This is a genomic window from Acinetobacter lwoffii (assembly GCF_022809915.1).
GTDB classification, from domain to species: Bacteria; Pseudomonadota; Gammaproteobacteria; order Pseudomonadales; family Moraxellaceae; genus Acinetobacter; species Acinetobacter lwoffii_M.
Window position 1 is genome coordinate 244,813 of the sequence record NZ_JALGQY010000002.1, and the last position, 20,520, is coordinate 265,332.

At 43.8% G+C, this 20,520-nt stretch carries 15 protein-coding genes and 3 tRNA genes; 12 read left to right on the top strand and 6 right to left on the bottom strand.

Going from position 1 to position 20,520, the window contains the following annotated elements:
* Positions 1 to 276: 276 nt before the first annotated feature.
* A complete protein-coding gene (locus tag MTX11_RS02750; RefSeq protein WP_005250564.1) occupies positions 277 to 945 on the bottom strand; it encodes an HAD-IA family hydrolase in 669 nt (222 codons plus the stop codon).
* A gap of 346 nt (positions 946 to 1,291) precedes the next feature.
* Complete coding sequence (locus MTX11_RS02755; protein WP_004278531.1) at positions 1,292 to 2,248, bottom strand: RluA family pseudouridine synthase; 957 nt, start codon at positions 2,246 to 2,248, stop codon at positions 1,292 to 1,294.
* A 766-nt stretch (positions 2,249 to 3,014) separates the two neighbouring features.
* On the opposite strand from MTX11_RS02755, the gene MTX11_RS02760 reads away from it, so the two are divergent.
* The 5 genes from MTX11_RS02760 (at position 3,015) to MTX11_RS02780 (ending at position 9,021) form a co-directional block, all read left to right on the top strand.
* Positions 3,015 to 6,491 carry an Rne/Rng family ribonuclease gene (locus MTX11_RS02760; RefSeq protein WP_243474287.1) on the top strand — a complete coding sequence of 1,159 codons (3,477 nt, stop codon included), beginning with the start codon at positions 3,015 to 3,017 and terminating at the stop codon, positions 6,489 to 6,491.
* 173 nt (positions 6,492 to 6,664) lie between these two features.
* Entirely contained in the window at positions 6,665 to 8,506 is a 1,842-nt protein-coding gene (locus tag MTX11_RS02765; RefSeq protein WP_243474288.1) for a long-chain-acyl-CoA synthetase, read from the top strand.
* A gap of 195 nt (positions 8,507 to 8,701) precedes the next feature.
* Positions 8,702 to 8,777 (top strand) — tRNA-Lys (locus tag MTX11_RS02770).
* 20 nt (positions 8,778 to 8,797) lie between these two features.
* Positions 8,798 to 8,873, top strand: a tRNA-Lys gene (locus tag MTX11_RS02775).
* A 72-nt stretch (positions 8,874 to 8,945) separates the two neighbouring features.
* Positions 8,946 to 9,021: transfer RNA gene (locus MTX11_RS02780), tRNA-Lys, on the top strand.
* A gap of 182 nt (positions 9,022 to 9,203) precedes the next feature.
* Here the strand turns inward: MTX11_RS02780 and MTX11_RS02785 are convergent.
* Positions 9,204 to 9,893 (bottom strand): hypothetical protein, encoded by a 690-nt coding sequence (locus tag MTX11_RS02785; protein ID WP_243474289.1) that lies wholly within the window; start codon positions 9,891 to 9,893, stop codon positions 9,204 to 9,206.
* 243 nt (positions 9,894 to 10,136) lie between these two features.
* On the opposite strand from MTX11_RS02785, the gene MTX11_RS02790 reads away from it, so the two are divergent.
* The 4 genes from MTX11_RS02790 to MTX11_RS02805 all read left to right on the top strand — a co-directional run bounded on the left by MTX11_RS02790 (position 10,137) and on the right by MTX11_RS02805 (position 13,527).
* Positions 10,137 to 10,412 (top strand): PspC domain-containing protein, encoded by a 276-nt coding sequence (locus MTX11_RS02790; RefSeq protein ID WP_243474290.1) that lies wholly within the window; start codon positions 10,137 to 10,139, stop codon positions 10,410 to 10,412.
* 230 nt (positions 10,413 to 10,642) lie between these two features.
* A complete protein-coding gene (locus MTX11_RS02795) occupies positions 10,643 to 11,428 on the top strand; it encodes a sulfite exporter TauE/SafE family protein (protein ID WP_005095407.1) in 786 nt (261 codons plus the stop codon).
* Between the two features lie 83 nt (positions 11,429 to 11,511).
* Complete coding sequence (locus MTX11_RS02800; RefSeq protein ID WP_243474291.1) at positions 11,512 to 12,924, top strand: SLC13 family permease; 1,413 nt, start codon at positions 11,512 to 11,514, stop codon at positions 12,922 to 12,924.
* Between the two features lie 222 nt (positions 12,925 to 13,146).
* Positions 13,147 to 13,527 carry a hypothetical protein gene (locus tag MTX11_RS02805; RefSeq protein ID WP_035335232.1) on the top strand — a complete coding sequence of 127 codons (381 nt, stop codon included), beginning with the start codon at positions 13,147 to 13,149 and terminating at the stop codon, positions 13,525 to 13,527.
* 37 nt (positions 13,528 to 13,564) lie between these two features.
* Here MTX11_RS02805 and MTX11_RS02810 read toward each other — a convergent pair whose 3' ends face one another.
* Together MTX11_RS02810 and MTX11_RS02815 are read right to left on the bottom strand one after the other, a co-directional pair.
* Positions 13,565 to 14,674 (bottom strand): HPP family protein, encoded by a 1,110-nt coding sequence (locus MTX11_RS02810; protein WP_005108011.1) that lies wholly within the window; start codon positions 14,672 to 14,674, stop codon positions 13,565 to 13,567.
* Positions 14,675 to 14,939: 265 nt separating this feature from the next.
* Complete coding sequence (locus tag MTX11_RS02815) at positions 14,940 to 15,737, bottom strand: transglutaminase-like domain-containing protein (RefSeq protein WP_085064258.1); 798 nt, start codon at positions 15,735 to 15,737, stop codon at positions 14,940 to 14,942.
* A 312-nt stretch (positions 15,738 to 16,049) separates the two neighbouring features.
* Between MTX11_RS02815 and glyQ the strand changes: the two genes are divergently transcribed.
* Complete coding sequence (gene glyQ, locus MTX11_RS02820) at positions 16,050 to 17,033, top strand: glycine--tRNA ligase subunit alpha (protein WP_004278542.1); 984 nt, start codon at positions 16,050 to 16,052, stop codon at positions 17,031 to 17,033.
* Complete coding sequence (gene glyS / locus MTX11_RS02825; protein ID WP_243474292.1) at positions 17,033 to 19,102, top strand: glycine--tRNA ligase subunit beta; 2,070 nt, start codon at positions 17,033 to 17,035, stop codon at positions 19,100 to 19,102. Before glyQ ends, glyS begins: the two co-directional genes overlap by 1 nt.
* 25 nt (positions 19,103 to 19,127) lie before the next feature.
* On the opposite strand, the gene MTX11_RS02830 is transcribed toward glyS, so the two are convergent.
* A complete protein-coding gene (locus tag MTX11_RS02830) occupies positions 19,128 to 19,931 on the bottom strand; it encodes a DUF5677 domain-containing protein (RefSeq protein WP_243474293.1) in 804 nt (267 codons plus the stop codon).
* A gap of 198 nt (positions 19,932 to 20,129) precedes the next feature.
* Here MTX11_RS02830 and MTX11_RS02835 point away from each other — a divergent pair, with 198 nt between their 5' ends.
* Entirely contained in the window at positions 20,130 to 20,519 is a 390-nt protein-coding gene (locus MTX11_RS02835) for a hypothetical protein (protein WP_005108015.1), read from the top strand.
* Position 20,520 lies beyond the last annotated feature (1 nt).

Consider the following 20,520-nt stretch of genomic DNA (forward strand, 5'->3'; position numbering starts at 1 on the left):
GGATGGGAAAAATCCGGCGTTTGTGCCAATAGTTATTTTATTTTTTGCTATAGCTATTATCTATAAGAATAATTTATAAAAAATCAAATAAATCAAAATCTTATTATTCAAAACACATCGTTATTTAGCAAAATAACTGCCATAATATGACCGAATAAAATCAGTACAATTACGACTTTAGACTAAAAGATAAGAACCAGTGCTTAAATCTGCAGCATTCCCCAGCCAATTTAAACCGGGGAACTGCTTGTTTTTCATTACAACCAAGATACTGGATTAAACTGCTTGTTTCCATTGGACTTTAGCCAACAAAGCGCTATGCAAAGCAGCCACATCATCCACGATACAGACTGGATTAAATTGTGCTAAAAGTTCAGGTTCATGCACACCATAACTTACCCCAACGCTTGGCATGGCAATATTTTGCGCCATTTCCAGATCATAAGACGTATCACCGACCATAATCGCATGTTCAGCCTGCACACCGGTTTCCGCCAGAATTTCTTCTAACATGAGTGGATGAGGTTTAGAATGGGTTTCGCTGGCTGCGCGCGTACTCACAAACAGCTCTTCACTGTTCGTCTGTTTTAATACACGATCCAGACCTTTACGGCTTTTCCCTGTGGCTACTGCCAGCTTCACGCCTTGCTGCTGTAAATCTGCGAGCATGTGCGCTACGCCTTCAAACCAGGAATCTCCTGATGAGTTGGCAACATAATGATCGGAATAAGCCTGCAAAATATCCGTATGTAATTCTGGTACTGTCGGGAATAAACGCTGTGCAACTTCAGGTAAACCCAGTCCAATAATACTTTTCGCATCTGCATCCGTTAACGGCTGCTGAAATTGCTGTGCGGCAAACTGCAAACTCGCTACGATTTGACCGACTGAATCAAATAAAGTGCCATCCCAATCGAAAATGACCAATTTTACAGGTGAGTTCATAAAAGATTTCCTAGATTTGATTCAGTCTTGAAGCCCTCTCCTACAAGGAGAAGGAATTTTTCATTCTTAAGCAAATGACTTTAATAAAAGAACCAATAAAGTCGAATTATCAATGAAGTTTTAATTCAACATTACTATTTAATAAGTAACGTTCCCTCTCCTGAACGAGTTTAAAGCACTGCTTTAAACGACGTGCAAGAAGGAGACTTGCTCAGCAGTGCTGCTTAGGGAGAGGATTCTTTCGAAATTTAATCTCCCCTAGCCCTCTTTAAGAAATAGGGGAATTCCCTCCTTTTTCAAAGGAGGGTGAGGGTGGATTAAATTTATTAAAAGAAAAAATAAGTCCTTATTGGGCAGCCGGTTTATCCGCTTTCTGCGCTCTTAACTGCGCCACCAGACTCTGCATATCTTCTGGCAATGGTGCTTCAATTGCTGGATAGCCCGGAATGTCCAGACGCATTGCATGTAAACACAAACGGCGTGGTTTTGGCCCACGATATTCTGTTTCATGACCATACTTTTCATCGCCTACTAGCGGATGACCAATACTCAAACCATGAACACGAATCTGATGGGTACGACCAGAAAGCGGAGATGCATACACCAGTGTGGCATGCATAAAACGTTCCTGCACATTCCACTGGGTTTTAGACTCTTTACCTTCTTTCGGGGACACGCAGACACGACGTTCACCATTGGCCAGCTCGTAACGATGTAAAGGTGCATCAATCAGCTGTTTATCCAGACTGACCTGCCCTTTTACTACAGCGGCATAGGTTTTTTTGATTTTATGTTCACGCAACATATCTTGTAATGTTTTCAACACGCTACGCTTTTTGGAAATCATCACCAGACCGGAAGTATCACGGTCAATCCGGTGAATCAGTTCCAGATACTTTTTACCGGTTGCGGCACGCAAGCCCTCAATCAGGCCATAGGCCACACCGCTACCACCATGCACAGCAATCCCGGAAGGTTTATTCACGACCATCAAACCTTCATCTTCATAAATCACACGGGCCAATAAGCCTTGTGCCACTTTGTCAGAAACAGGTGCAGCAGATTCATCTTTTTGTTCATAGCGAATCGGCGCAACGCGAATCTGGTCACCGATTGCGAGTTTGGTTTCTGCTTTAATGCGTTTTTTATTAACGCGAACCTGGCCTTCACGAATCAGACGATAGATACGGCTTTTTGGCACACCTTTCAGACGACTAAACAGGAAATTATCGATGCGTTGTCCATCTTGATGTTCATCCACTTCAAACCAAGTGACGTTTTGCCATTGTTGCGTAGAATTCATACAGTTACTATGACCCAAAAAATACTAAAATTGATTAAAAACTGATCACTTAGGTTATGCTTTACACAAGAAACATAAGCTTAGCCCATAGGCAGATGATGCAAGGTTTGATATAGTCAGCGCACGGAAACCATCGTTTGTGAGTAAAAGTTGAATCATTTCAGATTTTTCTGAACTTGATTGTTCAATTAAAGACTCACATGATACGGGAAGGTCCCCAAAGAATTATGCCACGCCGAAGGCTTATTATATCGGCAAACAAAGCAAACTGTTGCGTTTAATTGTACCTCAGGTACATAAATCAGTTTGTCTTAAAAAATATGTCGCCAACTTTGTTGGTTTTTAAACGTAAACTGATACACATCAGATTAGTCGCAACCTGAAGACGACTTCAGGCTACAGCGTTGATGCATTGGATCTGCACAGTTTGTAAAGATACGACGACAATTCCGTATCAAGACACTTTCTATAAAGAAGGGATGATCTTCGAGCAATGTGACAGTGAAAGTTACACACATCCAATGCACCGCTCGTCCGCCAGTGAAGCGTTCAGGTGACTTTAATCCGTTTAAAGATTGAAGCCGTATTGCCATCATCAATACGTGAATCAAAAACCGAAGCCCATCTATATTAAATAGAGCTCGGTCATAAAAGACTCAAACCACAATGAAATTCATTGCAGATTTGAGCCATTGATCCGTGATGTGTGATGTTCGCTACGTGTATAGCGATTTTTTGCTGTGTATCACTATAAGGTGTTACACCCATGAAACGTATGTTGATTAATGCAACACATGCCGAAGAAATTCGCGTTGCACTTGTCACTGGTCAGCGTCTTTACGATTTTGATTTAGAAAATCGTACCCGTGAACAAAAAAAATCCAATATCTACAAAGGTCACGTGACTCGCGTTGAACCTTCTTTAGAAGCTGTATTCGTTGAATACGGTGCAGGTCGCCAAGGCTTCCTGTCAATGCGTGAAATCGCAAATTCATATTACAAAGCCGACCCTCGCCAAACTTCAAATATCCGTGAACTGATCACTGAAGGCACCGAACTTCTGGTTCAGGTGGAAAAAGAAGAGCGTGGCAATAAAGGCGCTGCCCTGTCTACTTTTATCTCACTTGCTGGCCGTTATTTGGTATTGATGCCAAACAACCCGAAAGGTGGTGGTATCAGCCGTCAGATTTCCGGTTCAGTGCGTGAAGAACTGAAAGAAATGCTGGCAACACTGAACGTGCCACGTGGTATGAGCGTGATTGTGCGTACTGCCGGGATTGGCCGTTCACAAGAAGAACTGCAACTCGACTTACAGCACTTGTTAGACCTTTGGGCACAAATCCAGAGCACGGCAAGTTCAGGCCCATCGCCAATGCTGGTACATCAGGAAGCGGGTGTGGTAACACGTGCCATTCGTGACTACCTGCGTGATGATGTTGCTGAAATCCTGATTGACTCAGAACAAGCCTATAACGAAGCTTATAACTTCGTAAAAGCGGTAATGCCACGTCAGTTAGAAAAACTGAAAACTTATACCTTAAATGAACCTTTATTCGCGCATTTCGCGATTGAAAGTCAAATTCAAACCGCTTATGAACGTGAAGTAAAATTGCCTTCTGGCGGTTCGATCGTGATCGACCAAACTGAAGCTTTAGTGTCAATTGACATTAACTCAGCAAAATCGACTCGCGGTAGCGACGTTGAAGACACCGCGTTGAACACCAACATTGAAGCGGCAGAAGAAATCGCGCGTCAATTACGTTTACGCGATATCGGTGGCCTGGTGGTGATCGACTTTATCGACATGACCAAAGACCGCAACCAGCGTATGGTGGAAGCGAAGCTACGCGAAGCTACGCAAAGTGACCGTGCCCGTATTCAGTTCGGTCAATTGTCACGTTTTGGTTTGATGGAAATGAGCCGTCAACGTCTGCGTCCTTCTCTTGAAGAAGCGACTGGCTACGTTTGCCCACGCTGTCATGGCACCGGTATGGTCCGTGATCTTCGTTCTTTATCACTTTCGATTATGCGTAAAGTGGAAGAAATCGCGCTACGTGAACGTCATGGTGAAGTTCAAGTCGAAGTTCCAGTCGAAATTGCTGCCTTCTTATTGAATGAAAAACGTCACACCTTGGTGTATTTAGAACAGACTTCAAATGTACGTGTGACTGTGTTGCCTCACCCGCATCTGGAAACACCGCATTATGAAATCACTTATAATGCCGAAGGCTTTGCACCAACCAGCTATGAACGTACTGAAGCAACTCGTTCAAGTGAAAAAGAGTTGGGCTATGAGTCATCTGAATGGCATTTAGAAGAAGAACATACGCATGCTGCTGCCCCAGCGCCTGCTCAACAGCAAAACAACGGCAGAAACAATAAACGCCGTAACCAGCAAAACCAAAATGCACAGCAAGCACCTGTTGCGCAACAAGCTCCTGCCCAAGCACAAGTTGCGGCTCCTGCATCTAGCCCATGTGCCTGGTTAGAAAACCTGTTTGTTCAAAAACAGGCAGCGACTGTTGATCAATCGCGTACTGCCAACAATGCAGCTGCAGCAATTGAACAAATGATCAATGGCGGTGCGGTGAGCCGTGGTCAGTTCGGTCAATTGTCTGCACCAGTGGCACAACCTGCGCCACAGCAAGTGTCTCAACCGGTTGCTCCGGCAAGCAGCAATGCTTACCTGGCACCATCGACTGTAGCGCAAAAACAGGAACGTGATGCTGAAAAGCCGGCAGAGCGTGATGAAAGAGCACCGCGTCATAACAACAAAAAACCACGTAATCCGAAGCACAAAGAACCGCGTGAGCAGGTTCAGTCTGAAGCTTCCGCGCCTCAGCAACATCAGGTGCATGAAGAAGTGGTTCAGGTATCTCGTCAAGAGCAACGTCATGAAGCACGTGAAAACAAGCGTAATTCTCGCCGTCAGCATCATAACGAGCCATCTCAGCAAAATGATGTTCAAAACAATGAACAACAGCCACAACAGGCAATGCCACGTCGTGACCGCCGTAACCAGCCACGTCAGGAACGTCCAAATCGCCACCGCGATCCAAGCGTGCTGAATGAGCAGGCTCAACAAGCAGCACCTGCAGTCGTTGAAGTTCCAGCAGTCAATGACAAGCAGCTTCGTGTTGAATTGGTCGATGCGCCACGTCAAGACGTGATGCCGACTGCTATGGTGGTGAATATTGACCAGGCGAAAAGCGAAATCGTGGCATTGAATGACAATGCTGCAGTTGTAACGCCAGCGGTTGAAGTGACTGCACCGGCAGATGCGCCAGTTGAAGAAGCCGCTGCTGAAAATGTAGTAGAAGCTGCACTGACAGCACCTGCTGAAGAAGTTGTGACAGCGGAAGAATCAAGTGCTGAAAAACCTCGTGCCAGCAACGATCCGCGTCAGCGTCGTCGTCAGCAACGTGAAGGACAGCCTCAACAGGCTACAGTTCAAAAGTTGACTCCGTCACAAGTACCAACTTTGGGTCAGTTCACTATTGGTAGCCTGATTCGCCATGTTTATGGTGAAGACTGCTCCGTGCTCATTGAACAGTTTGGTTTATTGCCAACCTTCAACCGTGCTCTAGAGAAGTTCACAAAAGAGTACAACGCGAGTCTGGTGGCTGCAGCATCGCCTGCCACAGAGAAAAAACCGGTCACCCGTGATGTTCAAGTGACCGTAGCCAAGGTTGAAGCAGAGCCTGCTCCAGTTCTGGACCTGACTCCACCAAAACCGGTGTCGGACAAACGTGTCGCAAACGATCCACGTGAGCGTCGCCGTCTGGCTAAACAGGCTGCAGAACAGGCCCTGCAACAAGCCAAGCAACAGGCCAAAGTAGAAACAGCTCCGGCAGTTGAAACTGCGCCAGAAGCACCTGTAGCAGCAGAAGCGCAAGCAGAGTCTGCTGAAGCAGCGGCAACTGAAACTCCAGTAGCCACTGAAATCGCTATTGAAGAAACCGTAAATGCTCAGCCAGCTGAACAAGCGACTGAAACGACGGCACCAGTAGATACAGCTCCTACAGAAGCGGCTCCAGTGACTGAAGCTCAACCTAGAGATGCTGCGCCAGTTGAAGCAAATGCTGAATCAGAAGCTCCTGTTACAGAAGCCCAGGATCAGGCCGAAGTAACAACAGAAGACACTGAAGCCAGCGAAGCTGAAAAAGCGGAGAAACAGGCTGCTCGTCCACGTCGTCCACGTGGTCGTCCACCGAAAAAAGCCAATACTGCAACTGAATCATAATTTGCTCAATTGCAGTCATCTAAAAAAACCTAGTCATTTCGGTGACTAGGTTTTTTTTGCTAGATTTAGTCAGAATAGGTTGATTGCACTAGTGTTTTAACGCTAAAAGATGGATAGCTCGTCTACTGTATATAAATTGAACGTATCGGATACGAAAAATAAATAGGATTCTCATGACCCAAATGAAACCACACGATCTGATTGGGATTGCAGATGTCGCTGCCAAAATCCCGGCTTTCTTGACCAAAGTGCCCAATTTGCTCACTGGTCTAAGACAGGCATATTTACGTACTCCGAACACACCGGCCGGCTTGGGTCTGGCTTTTGAAAAAGCAACCAAGCGAAACCCGGAAGGCATTGCCTTGCGTTTTGAAGAGCAAAGCTATAGCTATGCTGCTCTCAATGCCTGGGCCAACCAGATTGCCCATTTCTATCTATCCTTGGGCGCCAAGAAAGGTGATGTTGTTGCTGTCATGGTCGAGAACCGCCCTGAGCTGATTGCCAGCGTGATTGGTCTGGCTAAACTGGGTGTGACCACCGCTCTGGTCAATACCTCTCAAGTCGGCAAGGTGCTGACGCACAGTATCAATCTGGTCAAACCGATTGCCCTGATTGTGGGTGAAGAGTGTCGTCATGCAGTCAACGAGATTCGTAATGACCTGAATATTAGCAGTGACCGCCTGCACTGGTTTGCAGATCAAAACACTCAAGCCGATCCGGGTCAGGCGCCTGAAGGCTTTATCAACCTGGCTGAAAAAACCGATCTTGCTCCCAAATTCAATCCATCAACTACTCATTCGGTACAGGGCAAAGACGGGCTGTTCTATATTTACACCTCGGGCACCACGGGTCTACCTAAAGCGGTGATCTTTACCAATGGTCGCTGGACGCTGGCTTATGGCACCTATGGGCATGTGCTGAATCTCAATAAAGATGATGTGATGTACTGTACCCTGCCGCTTTATCATGCCACAGGCATGGTGGTGTGCTGGTGCGGTGTCATTGCAGGGAGCAGCACCCTGGCGATTCGCCGTAAATTTTCGACCTCTTCTTTCTGGAAGGATGTGCAAAAATTTGATGCCTCTGCGATTGGTTATGTCGGTGAGTTGTGCCGCTATCTGATGGATGCTCCCCCATCTGAACTGGAAAAAGGTCACCGCGTGACCAAGATGATTGGTAACGGGATGCGCCCGAATATCTGGGATAAATTTAAATCCCGTTTTGGCATTCAGGAAGTACTGGAACTGTATGCCTCCAGTGAAGGCAATGTCGGCTTTAGCAATATTTTCAATTTTGACAATACTGTTGGTTTCTCACCCACACCGTATGCGATTATTGCCTTTGATAAAGATAAAAATGAGCCGGTGCGGGATACTAAAGGCCGTTGCAAACGGGTGAAAAAAGGCGAAACCGGTTTACTGATTGGTAAAATCACCCGCCGTTCACCCTTTGATGGCTATACCGATCCGGAAAAAAACAAGTCAGTCATTATGCAGGATGTATTTACCCAAGGTGATGCTTACTTCAATACCGGAGATCTGGTGCGCAATATCGGCTTCCGTCATGCGCAGTTTGTCGATCGTCTGGGTGATACTTTCCGCTGGAAAGGTGAGAATGTTTCAACCATTGAAGTCGAAAACATGCTGACCGAGTATGACAAAATCGTTGAAGCGGTGGTGTATGGTGTAGAAATCCCCAATACCAATGGTCGTGCCGGCATGGCCGCGATTACCCTAAAACCCGATCTAGAATTAAATGATGCAGATTTGGCAGCTATGACCGCTTGCTTTAAAAAATGCTTACCGGCTTATGCGGTACCGGTATTTTTACGCTTACAACAGCAGGTCGAAACTACAGGCACCTTTAAATACCAGAAAAATAAATTGAAAGAGCAAGCATTTGATCCGAGTAAAACCGATGAACGCCTGCTGGTGTTATTGCCAGGTGCAACGGTGTATTCCGAGCTCACCGCAGAGATTTTTGCCAATATTCAGGCTTATCAATATCGCTTCTAAGTACTGAAGTTGCCTATTTTTTGTTTAGATAAAGCATAATTGTTGTATTTATAATCAAACATGGGCAACTTTGTTATTTTTTGCTTGCGCTGAAATGAGATCTTGCTACAATACGCTCCATCAAACAAAGTGGTGCTTTAAGCTATTTAGCTTGACTTGCACTGCATATTCAAACCTAGTTTGAATAATGGTTCGGGGTCGTTAGCTCAGCTGGTAGAGCAGCGGACTTTTAATCCGTTGGTCCCGCGTTCGAATCGCGGACGACCCACCACTTATTTGATATTCCTTGATGGGTCGTTAGCTCAGCTGGTAGAGCAGCGGACTTTTAATCCGTTGGTCCCGCGTTCGAATCGCGGACGACCCACCATCTTCCGAAAGGATCACGTAAAAGTACACCACACTCTTGCGTCATAAAAATGGTCATCATTTTTATTCCTCAGGGTCGTTAGCTCAGCTGGTAGAGCAGCGGACTTTTAATCCGTTGGTCCCGCGTTCGAATCGCGGACGACCCACCATTCTTTCCTTAGAATGTTTCTCTGATTTACTTCATTATATTTTAATTAGATTACGATGTTTTGGTCGTGTATTTCTGCACCCAGATTTTATGCTTACGCGTTCCCACCACTCGCCTTTATTGTCTAATCTAAATCGTATTTGAATTAAGCTTTCGACCAGATCAGCCAATTTTTATCAGGCATTATTTTTGAATATGAAAGGATGTGTCTTTGACCAGTTCATAGGCTTTTGAAGGTGCCGGATAACCGCGATCAAATAATTCCCGGTTGGTTCTTTCCTTTTCACTATAGATTTTTTCCAGATTCATGACCAAGTGATTTGAATCTTTAATCTTATAGTAAAAGCTCGCCCCTTCTTTGCGATTCACCACCACATCGGTACGTTCCGGATTGATAAACCAGCGGTCTTTACGGTAGGTGATATTGTGAGCCGTGCTGTTTTTGGTATTATCAATAAATACTTTGCCATACTGTAAAATGCTGCGATGCACCGTACCATCCGGCATCAGAGTCAAAATAAATTCTGCCTTGCCTTCAGTACAAGGCGCAAAGCGGCCATCACAATCGATTTCAGTATGATAGCGGCCAATAAATGCTTTAGCATCCTCTGGCACAGTGCGAGGGTTTAAATCAGCTTCTACCGGAAGAGTCGCCTGCCCTGCGACCTGAGTTAAGGATTTGGCGCTGACAGTCACTACATCGGCCTTCGTATTGGCAGTGGAAATTTTAATGCCCTCTTCTGAGGTCGCCTGACCTTCCTGTTCAGGTTTGACTTGCTGCTGATCACAGGCTTGCAAAATCACCATACTCCCCAACACCAGGCTACATTTAAAAAAACTGCTTAATGTACAACGTGATACATCCAATTTCATTTTTAATAAACCTAAATAGGAAACATGGCGAGCAAAAAGCACACAGCAAAGCTGCTGAACTTTACACAAGAGTTCAATAGAATTTTCACTATGTTAGTAGCTCTTAGATCCGGTTTTAATCTTTATTAACATTACTTAACGATTTTATTTGTAATCAGCACTTTAAAAAGTTTAAGTAAACTCCATTTCTTTAAGTATGGACCCATTTTAGGATTCAAACCTATTTTTAATCAGGAGATTTTAATGGCCAATGTTGGTTTATATCGCTCTAACCGCTCAAACATGATTGCAGGTGTGATGGGTGGTATTGCTGAACGTTTTGGTTGGAACGCAAATTTATTACGTCTAATTTTTGTGGTGATTTCAATGATGAGTGCCGCCTTCCCGGGTATTTTGGTTTATCTGGTGTTGTGGTTAATCATGCCGAAAAAACAGTACAGAATTGATCATGACAGCGTTCATCAACCTCAGGGCTATCAAAATCCTGTGCGTACAGTGAATCAGGATAAATGCTATTAAGCTGTACAGTCATTTTTAACAAGCGTTCTTAATCAGTTTCATCGCAGAGCTTCCTCTTTCACCCCGGTTAAATGGGATGAAATTTTGATGCCACGGTAATTTCCCCAAGTTATCGTGGCTTTTTTTGCCTATATTTTTTGTTATTTCTTTGCTGTATTACAGCTTTTCAATTTCTTTCTTAGTTGAATTCACGATAAGTTCAATATTCTAATTTTTGAAATGGATTTCATATGACTCAGGCAGAATGGATGATGCTGTGGCTCTGTGCCGTAGCAGCCCTGCTGCATGGTTTAAGCGGCTTTGGCTTTCCCATGATGAGTACGGCTGTTCTATCCAGCGCATATCCACTTAGCATCGCGGTTACCCTTGTCATTTTGCCCTGTCTGCTGCTGAACCTGATCATGCTGAATGCCGACCCTGCGCATAGCCTGTTGAATAGCATTGGCTATTATATAAAACGTTATTGGCCATTAATGCTTAGTAGCCTGATCGGCAGTGTACTCGGGGTCAAGCTATTACTTTGGCTCAATGAGGCTTATTTAAAACTGTTACTGGGTCTGGTGATTGTATTTTATGTCTTGGACCAATTACGGGCACGACCCTTGCAAGTTAGTCCGCATATTTCCAGCATGCTCTGTTTTGGTTTACTGGCCGGCATTATTGGAGGTGCGACCAATGCTATGGCACCTTTTCTAATGATGTATCTGATGAGTTGCCAGCTCTCTAAAACAGATGTTGTCATTATCAGTAATCTCAATTTCATTGCCGGTAAACTGATCCAGCTGGTTTTACTGTTTCCAATTCTGATCACACTGGAAACCCATCAACAGCATATTCTGATCGGGATAAGCTTATTCGCCCTTGCTGGTGTCTGGATTGGAGGCAAAATACGCCATCGTTTATCTCAGCAGCACTTCAAATGGATTGTCCTGGCTTTACTTCTGGGTTTGGGCTTGTATGCTCTCTGGCAAAGTGCTGGATTATTGCAACAATCTGGTTATAGTATCTTTAAATAGGATATTTTTTAAACAAATCAAAATTACAAATTCAAAGCTGGCATATAAAAATGACGTAAATAAACACCTTGCAAGGAGAGCATATGACTCAGACCAACCTAGCTACCCCGACCAATGCTATGCCCAAAGGACTGCTGAAAGGCTGGATTCTTATTTTTGTCGCAGCCATTGTAGCCTATGGCTTATATCTTTACCTGCCCTATGACCAGAATGCCAATAAAGGACTGGCCCTTTTAGCCTTTATCGGTATCTTATGGCTGACTGAAGCCATTCATATCACGATTACAGCTTTACTCGTCCCTGTGATGGCAGTATTACTGGCCATGCCAATGGCCTCTGGTGAAGAACTGGTTCCGATTACCACGCAAGCCGCTTTGGCCACTTTTGCCGATCCTATCATTTTCCTGTTTTTTGGTGGTTTTGCGCTAGCAACGGCGTTGCATATCCAGAAACTGGACCGGAAAATTGCCATGTGGATCATCTCCATGTCCAGAGGGCATCTGGGTATTTCTGTACTAGCGATTTTTGTGGTGACAGCGCTTCTGTCCATGTGGATTTCCAATACGGCGACTGCTGCCATGATGCTGCCTTTGGCTCTGGGTTTGCTTTCACATCTGGATGTCAGCAAGGATCGTAAAACTTTTGTCTTTATCCTGCTCGGCATTGCCTATTCGGCCAGTATTGGCGGACTGGGCACCATGGTCGGTTCCCCTCCGAATGCCATTGCCGCCAAGGCCCTCGGCTATGATTTTGCCGACTGGATGAAAATCGGCTTGCCGATGATGTTCATTATTCTTCCTGCCATGCTGGTCAGTTTATATCTGGTACTACGTCCAAAACTGAATCATAAAATACAATTTGCGACCGAAGATATTCCTTGGACCAGAACCCGTATAGCCACCATGATCCTCTTTCTTTGTACTGCAATTGCCTGGATTTCCAGTAAAAAATTCACTGAAATTTTTGGTATTTCCCAGCCGGATACCTGGATTGCAATTTCGGCTGCCTGTATGGTTGTGATTCTGGGTACCGCAAGCTGGAAACAGATTGCAGAAAATACTGATTGGGGGGTGTTATATCTATTTGGTGGTGGTCTGACCTTGAGTGCCATTCTAAAGGATTCAGGCAGTTCGCTGGTACTGGGTCAAACTCTGGCCAATGCCTTTGGTGATACCTCCCCGCTGATGATTATTTTTGTAGTCGCTACTTTTATTATCTTCCTGACTGAATTTACCAGTAATACCGCTTCGGCTGCCCTGCTAGTACCAGTATTTGCCGCAATTGCGGATCAGATGGGAATGCCCAAAGAAATTCTGGTGATCGTCATTGGTATTGGTGCTTCATGTGCCTTTATGCTGCCGGTAGCCACCCCACCAAATGCGATTGTTTTTGGAACCGGTCATATCCAGCAAAGCGAAATGATGAAAGTTGGTTTTGTGCTGAATATCATGTGTATCTTTATTATTTCACTGTTTATTTACTGGTTCTTTATTTAATCATTACAGCTCTTAAACATCACACCCTCTACAAAGCACACTCCGGTGTGCTTTGTCGTATCAATCGCCTATATGTTGAATCTTTCTCTCATCGAAAAATAATATGCTTTTAACAATGATAAAGATAAAGTCTTTATATTAAAAACATCAAAAAGTAGCAGATAGATAGTGGACAGGATATTTCACTTAATCTCTCAACCGATCCAGAATTCCCCTTGGAAAATGACATTTAACCTCGCGCTTGCACCTCTGATCATAGCTGTAATTTTATTCCCTTATGCGCTATTTCATGAAGCCAGCTCTGGGATTTTCTCCATTTTCAAGAGCCTGTTTTCAGCGCTTTTTATTAGCTTTTTTGTCTGCCTGACTTACTGGATGATGATCTTCCCTTTCCTATTGGTGACTCACCTGCTGCTACGCCATTATCAACTGTTTAATATCATCACGATTTTAATGAGCTGCGTACTGGGAACCCTGATTCTGGCCTATATCTCGCATCCTTCAAGTGAAAATTTTAGTTCCCATTTTTTGTTTCTGCTGTGTTTTTCCCTGCCGATGGCACTATTTTACAGTTTTCTCAGCCGGCAAGCTGACCAGAGTTGATCACACATGCTCTGTTAAATTCCGTTTTAATTCGGTTTTAAACTTTCATTTTAAAATGATTCAGCTCCTGATTGAGTGCAGCAATCATATCTGCCCGACTGATAATTCCCACCAATTGCTGCTCGCTCACCACCGGAATATAGTTGAACGAACGCTCGACAAAATACGGCACCAGATCCTGAATGGGTTGTAAAGGCTGCACCGTAATTACCTTACGGGTCATGATATGTTTGACCTGATGCTCCCAGCTGCTACGAACATCAGCCGCGCGCTTAAACCATTCCACCACCTGATACATTGCCAGTGTACCGACCAGTTGTTCATCGGCATTAACGACGGGCAGGCTCATCAGGTTCATTTGCTTGAACTTGTCCAATGCGTGCTGGATATCATCATTTTCATGCAGGGTTGCTACATCCTTCGTCATAATATCTTGGCAGCTAAATTCATGTACCGCACGCGCATTGGCGCGGTTTTGTGCCTCCAGAATGATTTTTTGCAGGTCATATTCACTGATATCCAGCAACTCGGTGCGCTGATCCAGCACTTCCTGAATATCCTGTGGTTGAATCGTGACTTTCTGGGTCGGCGTCGGATCCTTGGAACGAGTATTTAGTTGAGCTTGCTGCGGATAATCCTTGCCAATCATCCGGTTAAAGACAATGGCAATTACCATCAGTAAAATTGAATTGAGTAGTACCGGATAAAATACAAAGGCATAACCGAGTTCATGCACCGGCTGGCCACCCAGCACTGCGGTAATCGCTACGGCGCCACTCGGTGGATGCAGGGAATCCGTGGTCATCATCAGGACGATCGCCAAGGCCACAGCTACACTAAAGGCTTCGGTCGGACTGGCAATTAACAAGGCACAGCTCACGCCAATCACGGCAGCAATGGTATTCCCGACCAGAATATTCCAGGGCTGTGCCAAAGGACTGGCAGGCACCGCAAACAGCAATACCGAGGATGCGCCCATCGGTGCGATATACCAAGCTTCAAAATCCCCCAGAATCCATAAACTCAACAAGGACGAGACTACCAAACCCAATAGTGCTCCAACTCCGCAGAGCAACCGGTCTTTGAGTGGAAGGACTTTGAAATTGGGTTTTAAGGTATTGAGCCAGTCGAGATGGGAGTGAAACACAGTGCGCCTGATCTTATTGTTTATAGATTTTGGGCATTATAGAACCAAGCCCGATGAAAGGCATCTGTGTTTTACATCTTTTCACCATTCGAGAATACATGCTTTTTAAAACAATATTTCGCTTAGCTTAAAAATACGCAACCAGATTTTTTTATAAGGGCTGTGCTATCTCCGCCTACCTCTAAAATGGAAAAAATCCTTTTAAACCATTTTGCTTAGATATTTTTTAGATCGTTTTTATTACGACCTCCCTATTCATTCAGGTTCATTCAGGTTGAATCAGAGGCTGGATTTTTAATAGCTCAACCTGACCATAATAAGTTGAAAATGCCACATCTCCGGCATCGACTCCAGTGCCGATCCGAATGAGATTTTCGACCGGAGCCAAACGGGTTGGATCAAACTGCACCCAGCCACCGTCTAAATACGCTTCAAAAATGGCATGAAAATCGGGTAAAAACTTTTCAATTTCCACATAACCGACCACCATGCGTGCCGGAATTCCCAAGGCGCGGCACAGCGCAATGCCCAAATGGGCAAAGTCACGACATACGCCTGCGCGATGCACCAGTACATCTGTAGCAGTCGTAAACTGATCAGAACTGCCAGACACATAAAAAATATTATTATAAATCCACTGTTCAATCGCCTTGACACGCGTATAGCCCGGTGTCATCCAGCCAAATGAGCGTTTCGCCATTTCCAGCAATAAATCTGAATTACAATAACGGCTGGCCAATAAATAAGGCAATACTTCATCGGGCAGCTCAGGAATGGCCAATTCTTTCAGACCTTGCTGCAGCTCAAGAGAGAGACTCGGTTGGCGAACCACTGTCGCTGTATAATTTAGCTCAAAAGCATCACAGGGTTCGACCTGTAGCCGAACATGTCGATTTTGATGCTGTGCATCCTGAAATTCATGCCATGCCACCGGCAGATTAAAGCTGAGTTGTTCTTCAAGAATCTTCTGATCGGAATGATGTGCCGCCTGAAGCATAAAAATAAATTCTGTCGGTTGCACGACCTTGTATTTTAAATGGCATTGAATTTGATAAGTAGTCATGAAGTTCCTTATTTTTAAGCATTATTATATTGCGTGAATATTAAACTAATCCTAGGATCGCAATCGTATGAGATCCGTTGAACTTTATGACTCTCCGGTTAACAGCACGCCATACATCTGATTTATTCTTGATTTTCAGATTAACCTGTATCAACCAGCAAAGCCAAAATTGCAGTAAGCCTCTAAATGCCGCGTATCCTTTAAGCCTGTTTTATTTTTTTCAAAAAAGTATCCGTACATTAACCCTTTGCCACTCCCCTGCAAAGTCCTTATAATTGAGCACAATTTTTCTCTAATTTTAAGTGGATGACCATGAGTCGCGCCATATCGCATATTGATACCTTCCAAGGCTTAATTCTTGCCTTACAAACTTACTGGGCGGAGCAAGGCTGCGTCATTTTGCAACCTTATGATATGGAAATGGGTGCAGGGACATTCCACACTGCGACTTTCCTTCGTGCGCTGGGTCCTGAAACCTGGAATGCCGCTTATGTTCAACCGTCACGTCGTCCGAAAGATGGCCGTTATGGTGAAAACCCGAACCGTTTACAGCATTATTATCAATTCCAGGTGGTGCTTAAGCCAAACCCGGACAATATCCAACAGCTTTATCTTGATTCATTAAAAGCGATCGGTATTGATCCTTTAGTTCACGACATTCGTTTCGTAGAAGACAACTGGGAATCTCCAACACTGGGTGCTTGGGGCTTAGGTTGGGAAGTATGGCTCAACGGTATGGAAGTGACTCAGTTCACTTACTTCCAACAAGTCGGCGGTGTTGAATGCTACCCTGTGACTGGCGAAATCACGTATGGTCTTGAGCGTCTTGCCATGTACTTGCAAGGTGTAGACTCAGTTTACGATCTGGTTTGGACCAAAGGTCAGTTCGGTACGGTGACTTATGGCGATGTGTTCCATCAAAATGAAGTGGAACAATCGACCTATAACTTCGAATATGCCAACGTTGAAAAAATGTTTGAATTGTTCGATTTCTACGAAGCTGAAGCAACACGTTTGATCGAAGCGAAACTTCCACTTCCTGCATATGAGCAAGTCGTGAAAGCATCACACAGCTTCAACTTATTGGATGCGCGTGGCGCGATTTCTGTGACTGAACGTCAGCGTTACATTTTACGTGTACGTACATTGGCACGTTCTATTGCGACCAGCTATGTAGCAGCACGTGCGGAACTTGGTTTCCCAATGGCTGAACCTGCATTACGTGATGAAGTGTTGGCACAATTAAAAGCGCAAGTTGAAGCAGAAGCGAAAGAAGCAAACAAGGAGAGCAAATAATGTCTAAACATACCGTTTTGTTCGAATTGGGTTGTGAAGAACTTCCACCAAAAAGCCTGAAAAAATTACGTGATGCGCTACATGCTGAAACGGTTAAAGGCTTAAAAGATGCGGGTCTTGCTTTTGATTCAATCAAAGCTTATGCAGCACCACGTCGTCTTGCACTTAAAATCGTCAATGTTGATGCTGCGCAAGCTGATACGCAAAAACGTTTTGATGGCCCTGCTAAACAAGCAGCATTTGATGCTGAAGGTAACCCGACGAAAGCACTTGAAGGCTTTATGCGTGGTCAAGGCATCACAGTAGATCAAGTATCAACTTTCCAAGCCGGTAAAGTTGAAAAAGTATGCTATTTGAAAGACGTGAAAGGTCAAAGCCTTGACGTTTTACTGCCACAAATTTTACAAAATGCATTGGATAATCTTCCAATCGCAAAACGTATGCGTTCTGCGGCAAGCCGTACTGAATTCGTACGTCCTGTGAAATGGGTTGTGTTGTTGAAAGACAACGATGTGGTTGATGCAACAATTCAAGACCACAAAGCAGGTAACGTGACTTATGGCCACCGTTTCCATGCACCTGAAGCAATCACTTTAGCGCATGCAGACGAATACTTAGCGAAGTTAAAAGCGGCTTACGTTGTAGCGTCTTTTGAAGAGCGTCAAGCCATCATTGATCAACAAGTCAAAGCACTTGCTGATGAAGTGAATGCCATTGCAATTGTCCCTGCGGATCTTCGTGACGAAGTGACTGCACTCGTTGAATGGCCTGTTGCGCTTCGTGCAAGCTTCGAAGAACGCTTCCTTGCTGTTCCTCAAGAAGCATTGATCACCACGATGCAGGACAACCAGAAGTACTTCTGCTTAGTGAACGCTGACAATAAACTTCAACCTTACTTCATTACTGTGTCAAACATCGAGTCGAAAGACCCGACACAAATTATTGAAGGTAACGAGAAAGTGGTTCGTCCACGTTTGTCAGATGCTGAATTCTTCTTCTTACAAGATCAAAAGCAACCGCTTGCATCTCGTAAAGAGAAACTTGCAAACATGGTATTCCAAGCTGAATTGGGTACGCTTTGGAACAAGTCTGAACGTATTGCGAAATTGGCTGTAGCACTTGCGCCTATTACAGGTGCAAAAGCGGAAGATGCTGAAAAAGCGGCGCTTCTTGCAAAATGTGACTTAACTTCTGAGCTTGTGGGTGAATTCCCTGAACTTCAAGGTATTGCAGGTACTTACTACGCACGTCTTGAAGGTGAAAATGCGGAAGTGGCTGAGTCTTTAGGTGAGCAATACTTACCTAAATTCGCAGGTGACGTTTTACCGAAAACCAAAACTGGTACAACCATTGCTCTTGCGGATCGTTTAGATACGCTCACAGGTATTTTCGGTATTGGTCAAGCGCCTACAGGTTCTAAAGACCCATTTGCACTACGTCGTTCTGCAATTGGTATTTTGCGTCTTGTGACTGAAAACGAGCTTGATGTTTCAATTGAAGATTTGATCAAACTTGCACTTGCTGCTTATGGCGATGTATTGAAAGATCACGACAAGACTTTGGCAGATGCTGTTGCATTCCTTGAAGGTCGTTACCGTGCGAAATACGAAGATCAAGGTGTTGCTGTTGATGTTATTCAAGCGGTTCAAGCCTTGTCACCAAAATCTCCGCTTGATTTTGACAAGCGTGTAAATGCGGTGAATCACTTCCGTGCATTGCCTGAAGCTGCTGCACTTGCTGCTGCCAACAAACGTGTTGCTAACATTCTTGCCAAAGAAGCTGCACCTGAAGGTGCTGTGGTTGAAGCAAACCTGGTTGAAGATGCTGAAAAAGCGTTATTCGCTGAACTTGCGAAAATCACGCCTGTGGTTGAGCCGTTATTTGCTGCCAAAGACTACACTGCTGCATTGTCTGCACTTGCCGCACTTCGTGCCCCAGTTGATGCGTTCTTTGACGGTGTCATGGTGATGGCTGATGATGCTGACTTGAAAGCAAACCGTTTACGTATGCTTGCTCAGCTTCGTGACTTGTTTACGAAGGTTGCTGATATTTCAGTGCTTCAACACTAAGTTCTGATTTATTAAAAAACCCGCTTTAGAGCGGGTTTTTTAATTCGAGAAGATCTTTATCTTGCTTGTTTAATTTGTCATATAAATCAGGGAAAATTTCTAACATATTATTAATAGCTAATTTCAAATATCCTTCAGCTAAACCTAAAGCATATGCAGAATATATCTCCTCTATTGGTATCTTTACTCCAGTTCCTCGGTCTGGTTCAAACATTTTATAGAACCCCATTGGAAAACTATGGGTATAAGTAGATAATAGTTGGTAATTTACTTTAAATGCTGATTTTGAATTTCCGATTTTGTGTTCAATTTCTTCTCGACTGAGAAAAAAAGCAGTAGCCCCCTTTAAAAAATGCCGTTGTTGTTTCTCTTCTAAGTTTTGAAAATATTTAGTACTAGTTAATTCTTTAATCAATTGGTCTTTTAAGTCTATATCCGGTTCTTCTTTACCAATTTCTTTAAATAATTTTTCTCTAGCTATAAAATCATGATAATTAAAAAGCTTTTTTCTAGCTAATGCTTCATCTTCTGAGATTTTATCAATACAAAGATAAAAAAATGTTTGATAGCACTCCATTAAATTTCTAGCTAAAGTAAATGCTGAATTAAAATCCCAATGTGAATTATATTTCTTGCCAGTATCCAAATCTGCTAATTTTTTTAAAGAGATCGAAGTAACACAAATTTTTGTAAAAAGGATAGAGGCCCATCCTTTTCTATAATCTACTAATCTTCCAGCTACACTTTTTGAAATTTTGATTGCTAAACTTGTATACTTTACATACGTATTAAATTGTTTATGAAATTTTAATTCATCGATATTATTCATTCGCTATGCTCTTTATCCAATTTCTATAATTAAAAAATATACTTTAAGTGCCTCATTTTCATATTTCAGAAAAATTCCAAAGATGAAAATAATAAAATTTCAAAAGCTCGCTTTTAAGCTAAGCCAGACAAATACTATAGGCATATCCCTATATATTTCATATACTCAACCTAACAACACTCAACAAGAAAGAATCATATGAAATTTAAAGCTCTTATTTTGACGGGTCTTGCGAGTATCGCAGTTACAGCTTGTACATCTGCACCCAAAATCCCGCAGCTTGAAGTTGGCGTCTTACAGGAAGTTCAAAACCTCGAAGTTGTTCCAGCTACCACCAACAACAAGGCAAAACTGACCAAGTTCCTCGACAAATGCGTGATTGAATTCACCGGTGATATTGGCAATAACCGTGTCATTGAACAATGGTCATTTAAAGGTATGACTCTAATCGATGCCGGCTCAGCGACTTTCCAGCGCGACGGTACTAGCACTGCACAAAAATTTGACCTGCACGATGCAGGGGTACAGAAGAACTTTGTCAGCTTACGCGAACATTTCGCCAAAGATGCCCTGACACAATGTGATTAAA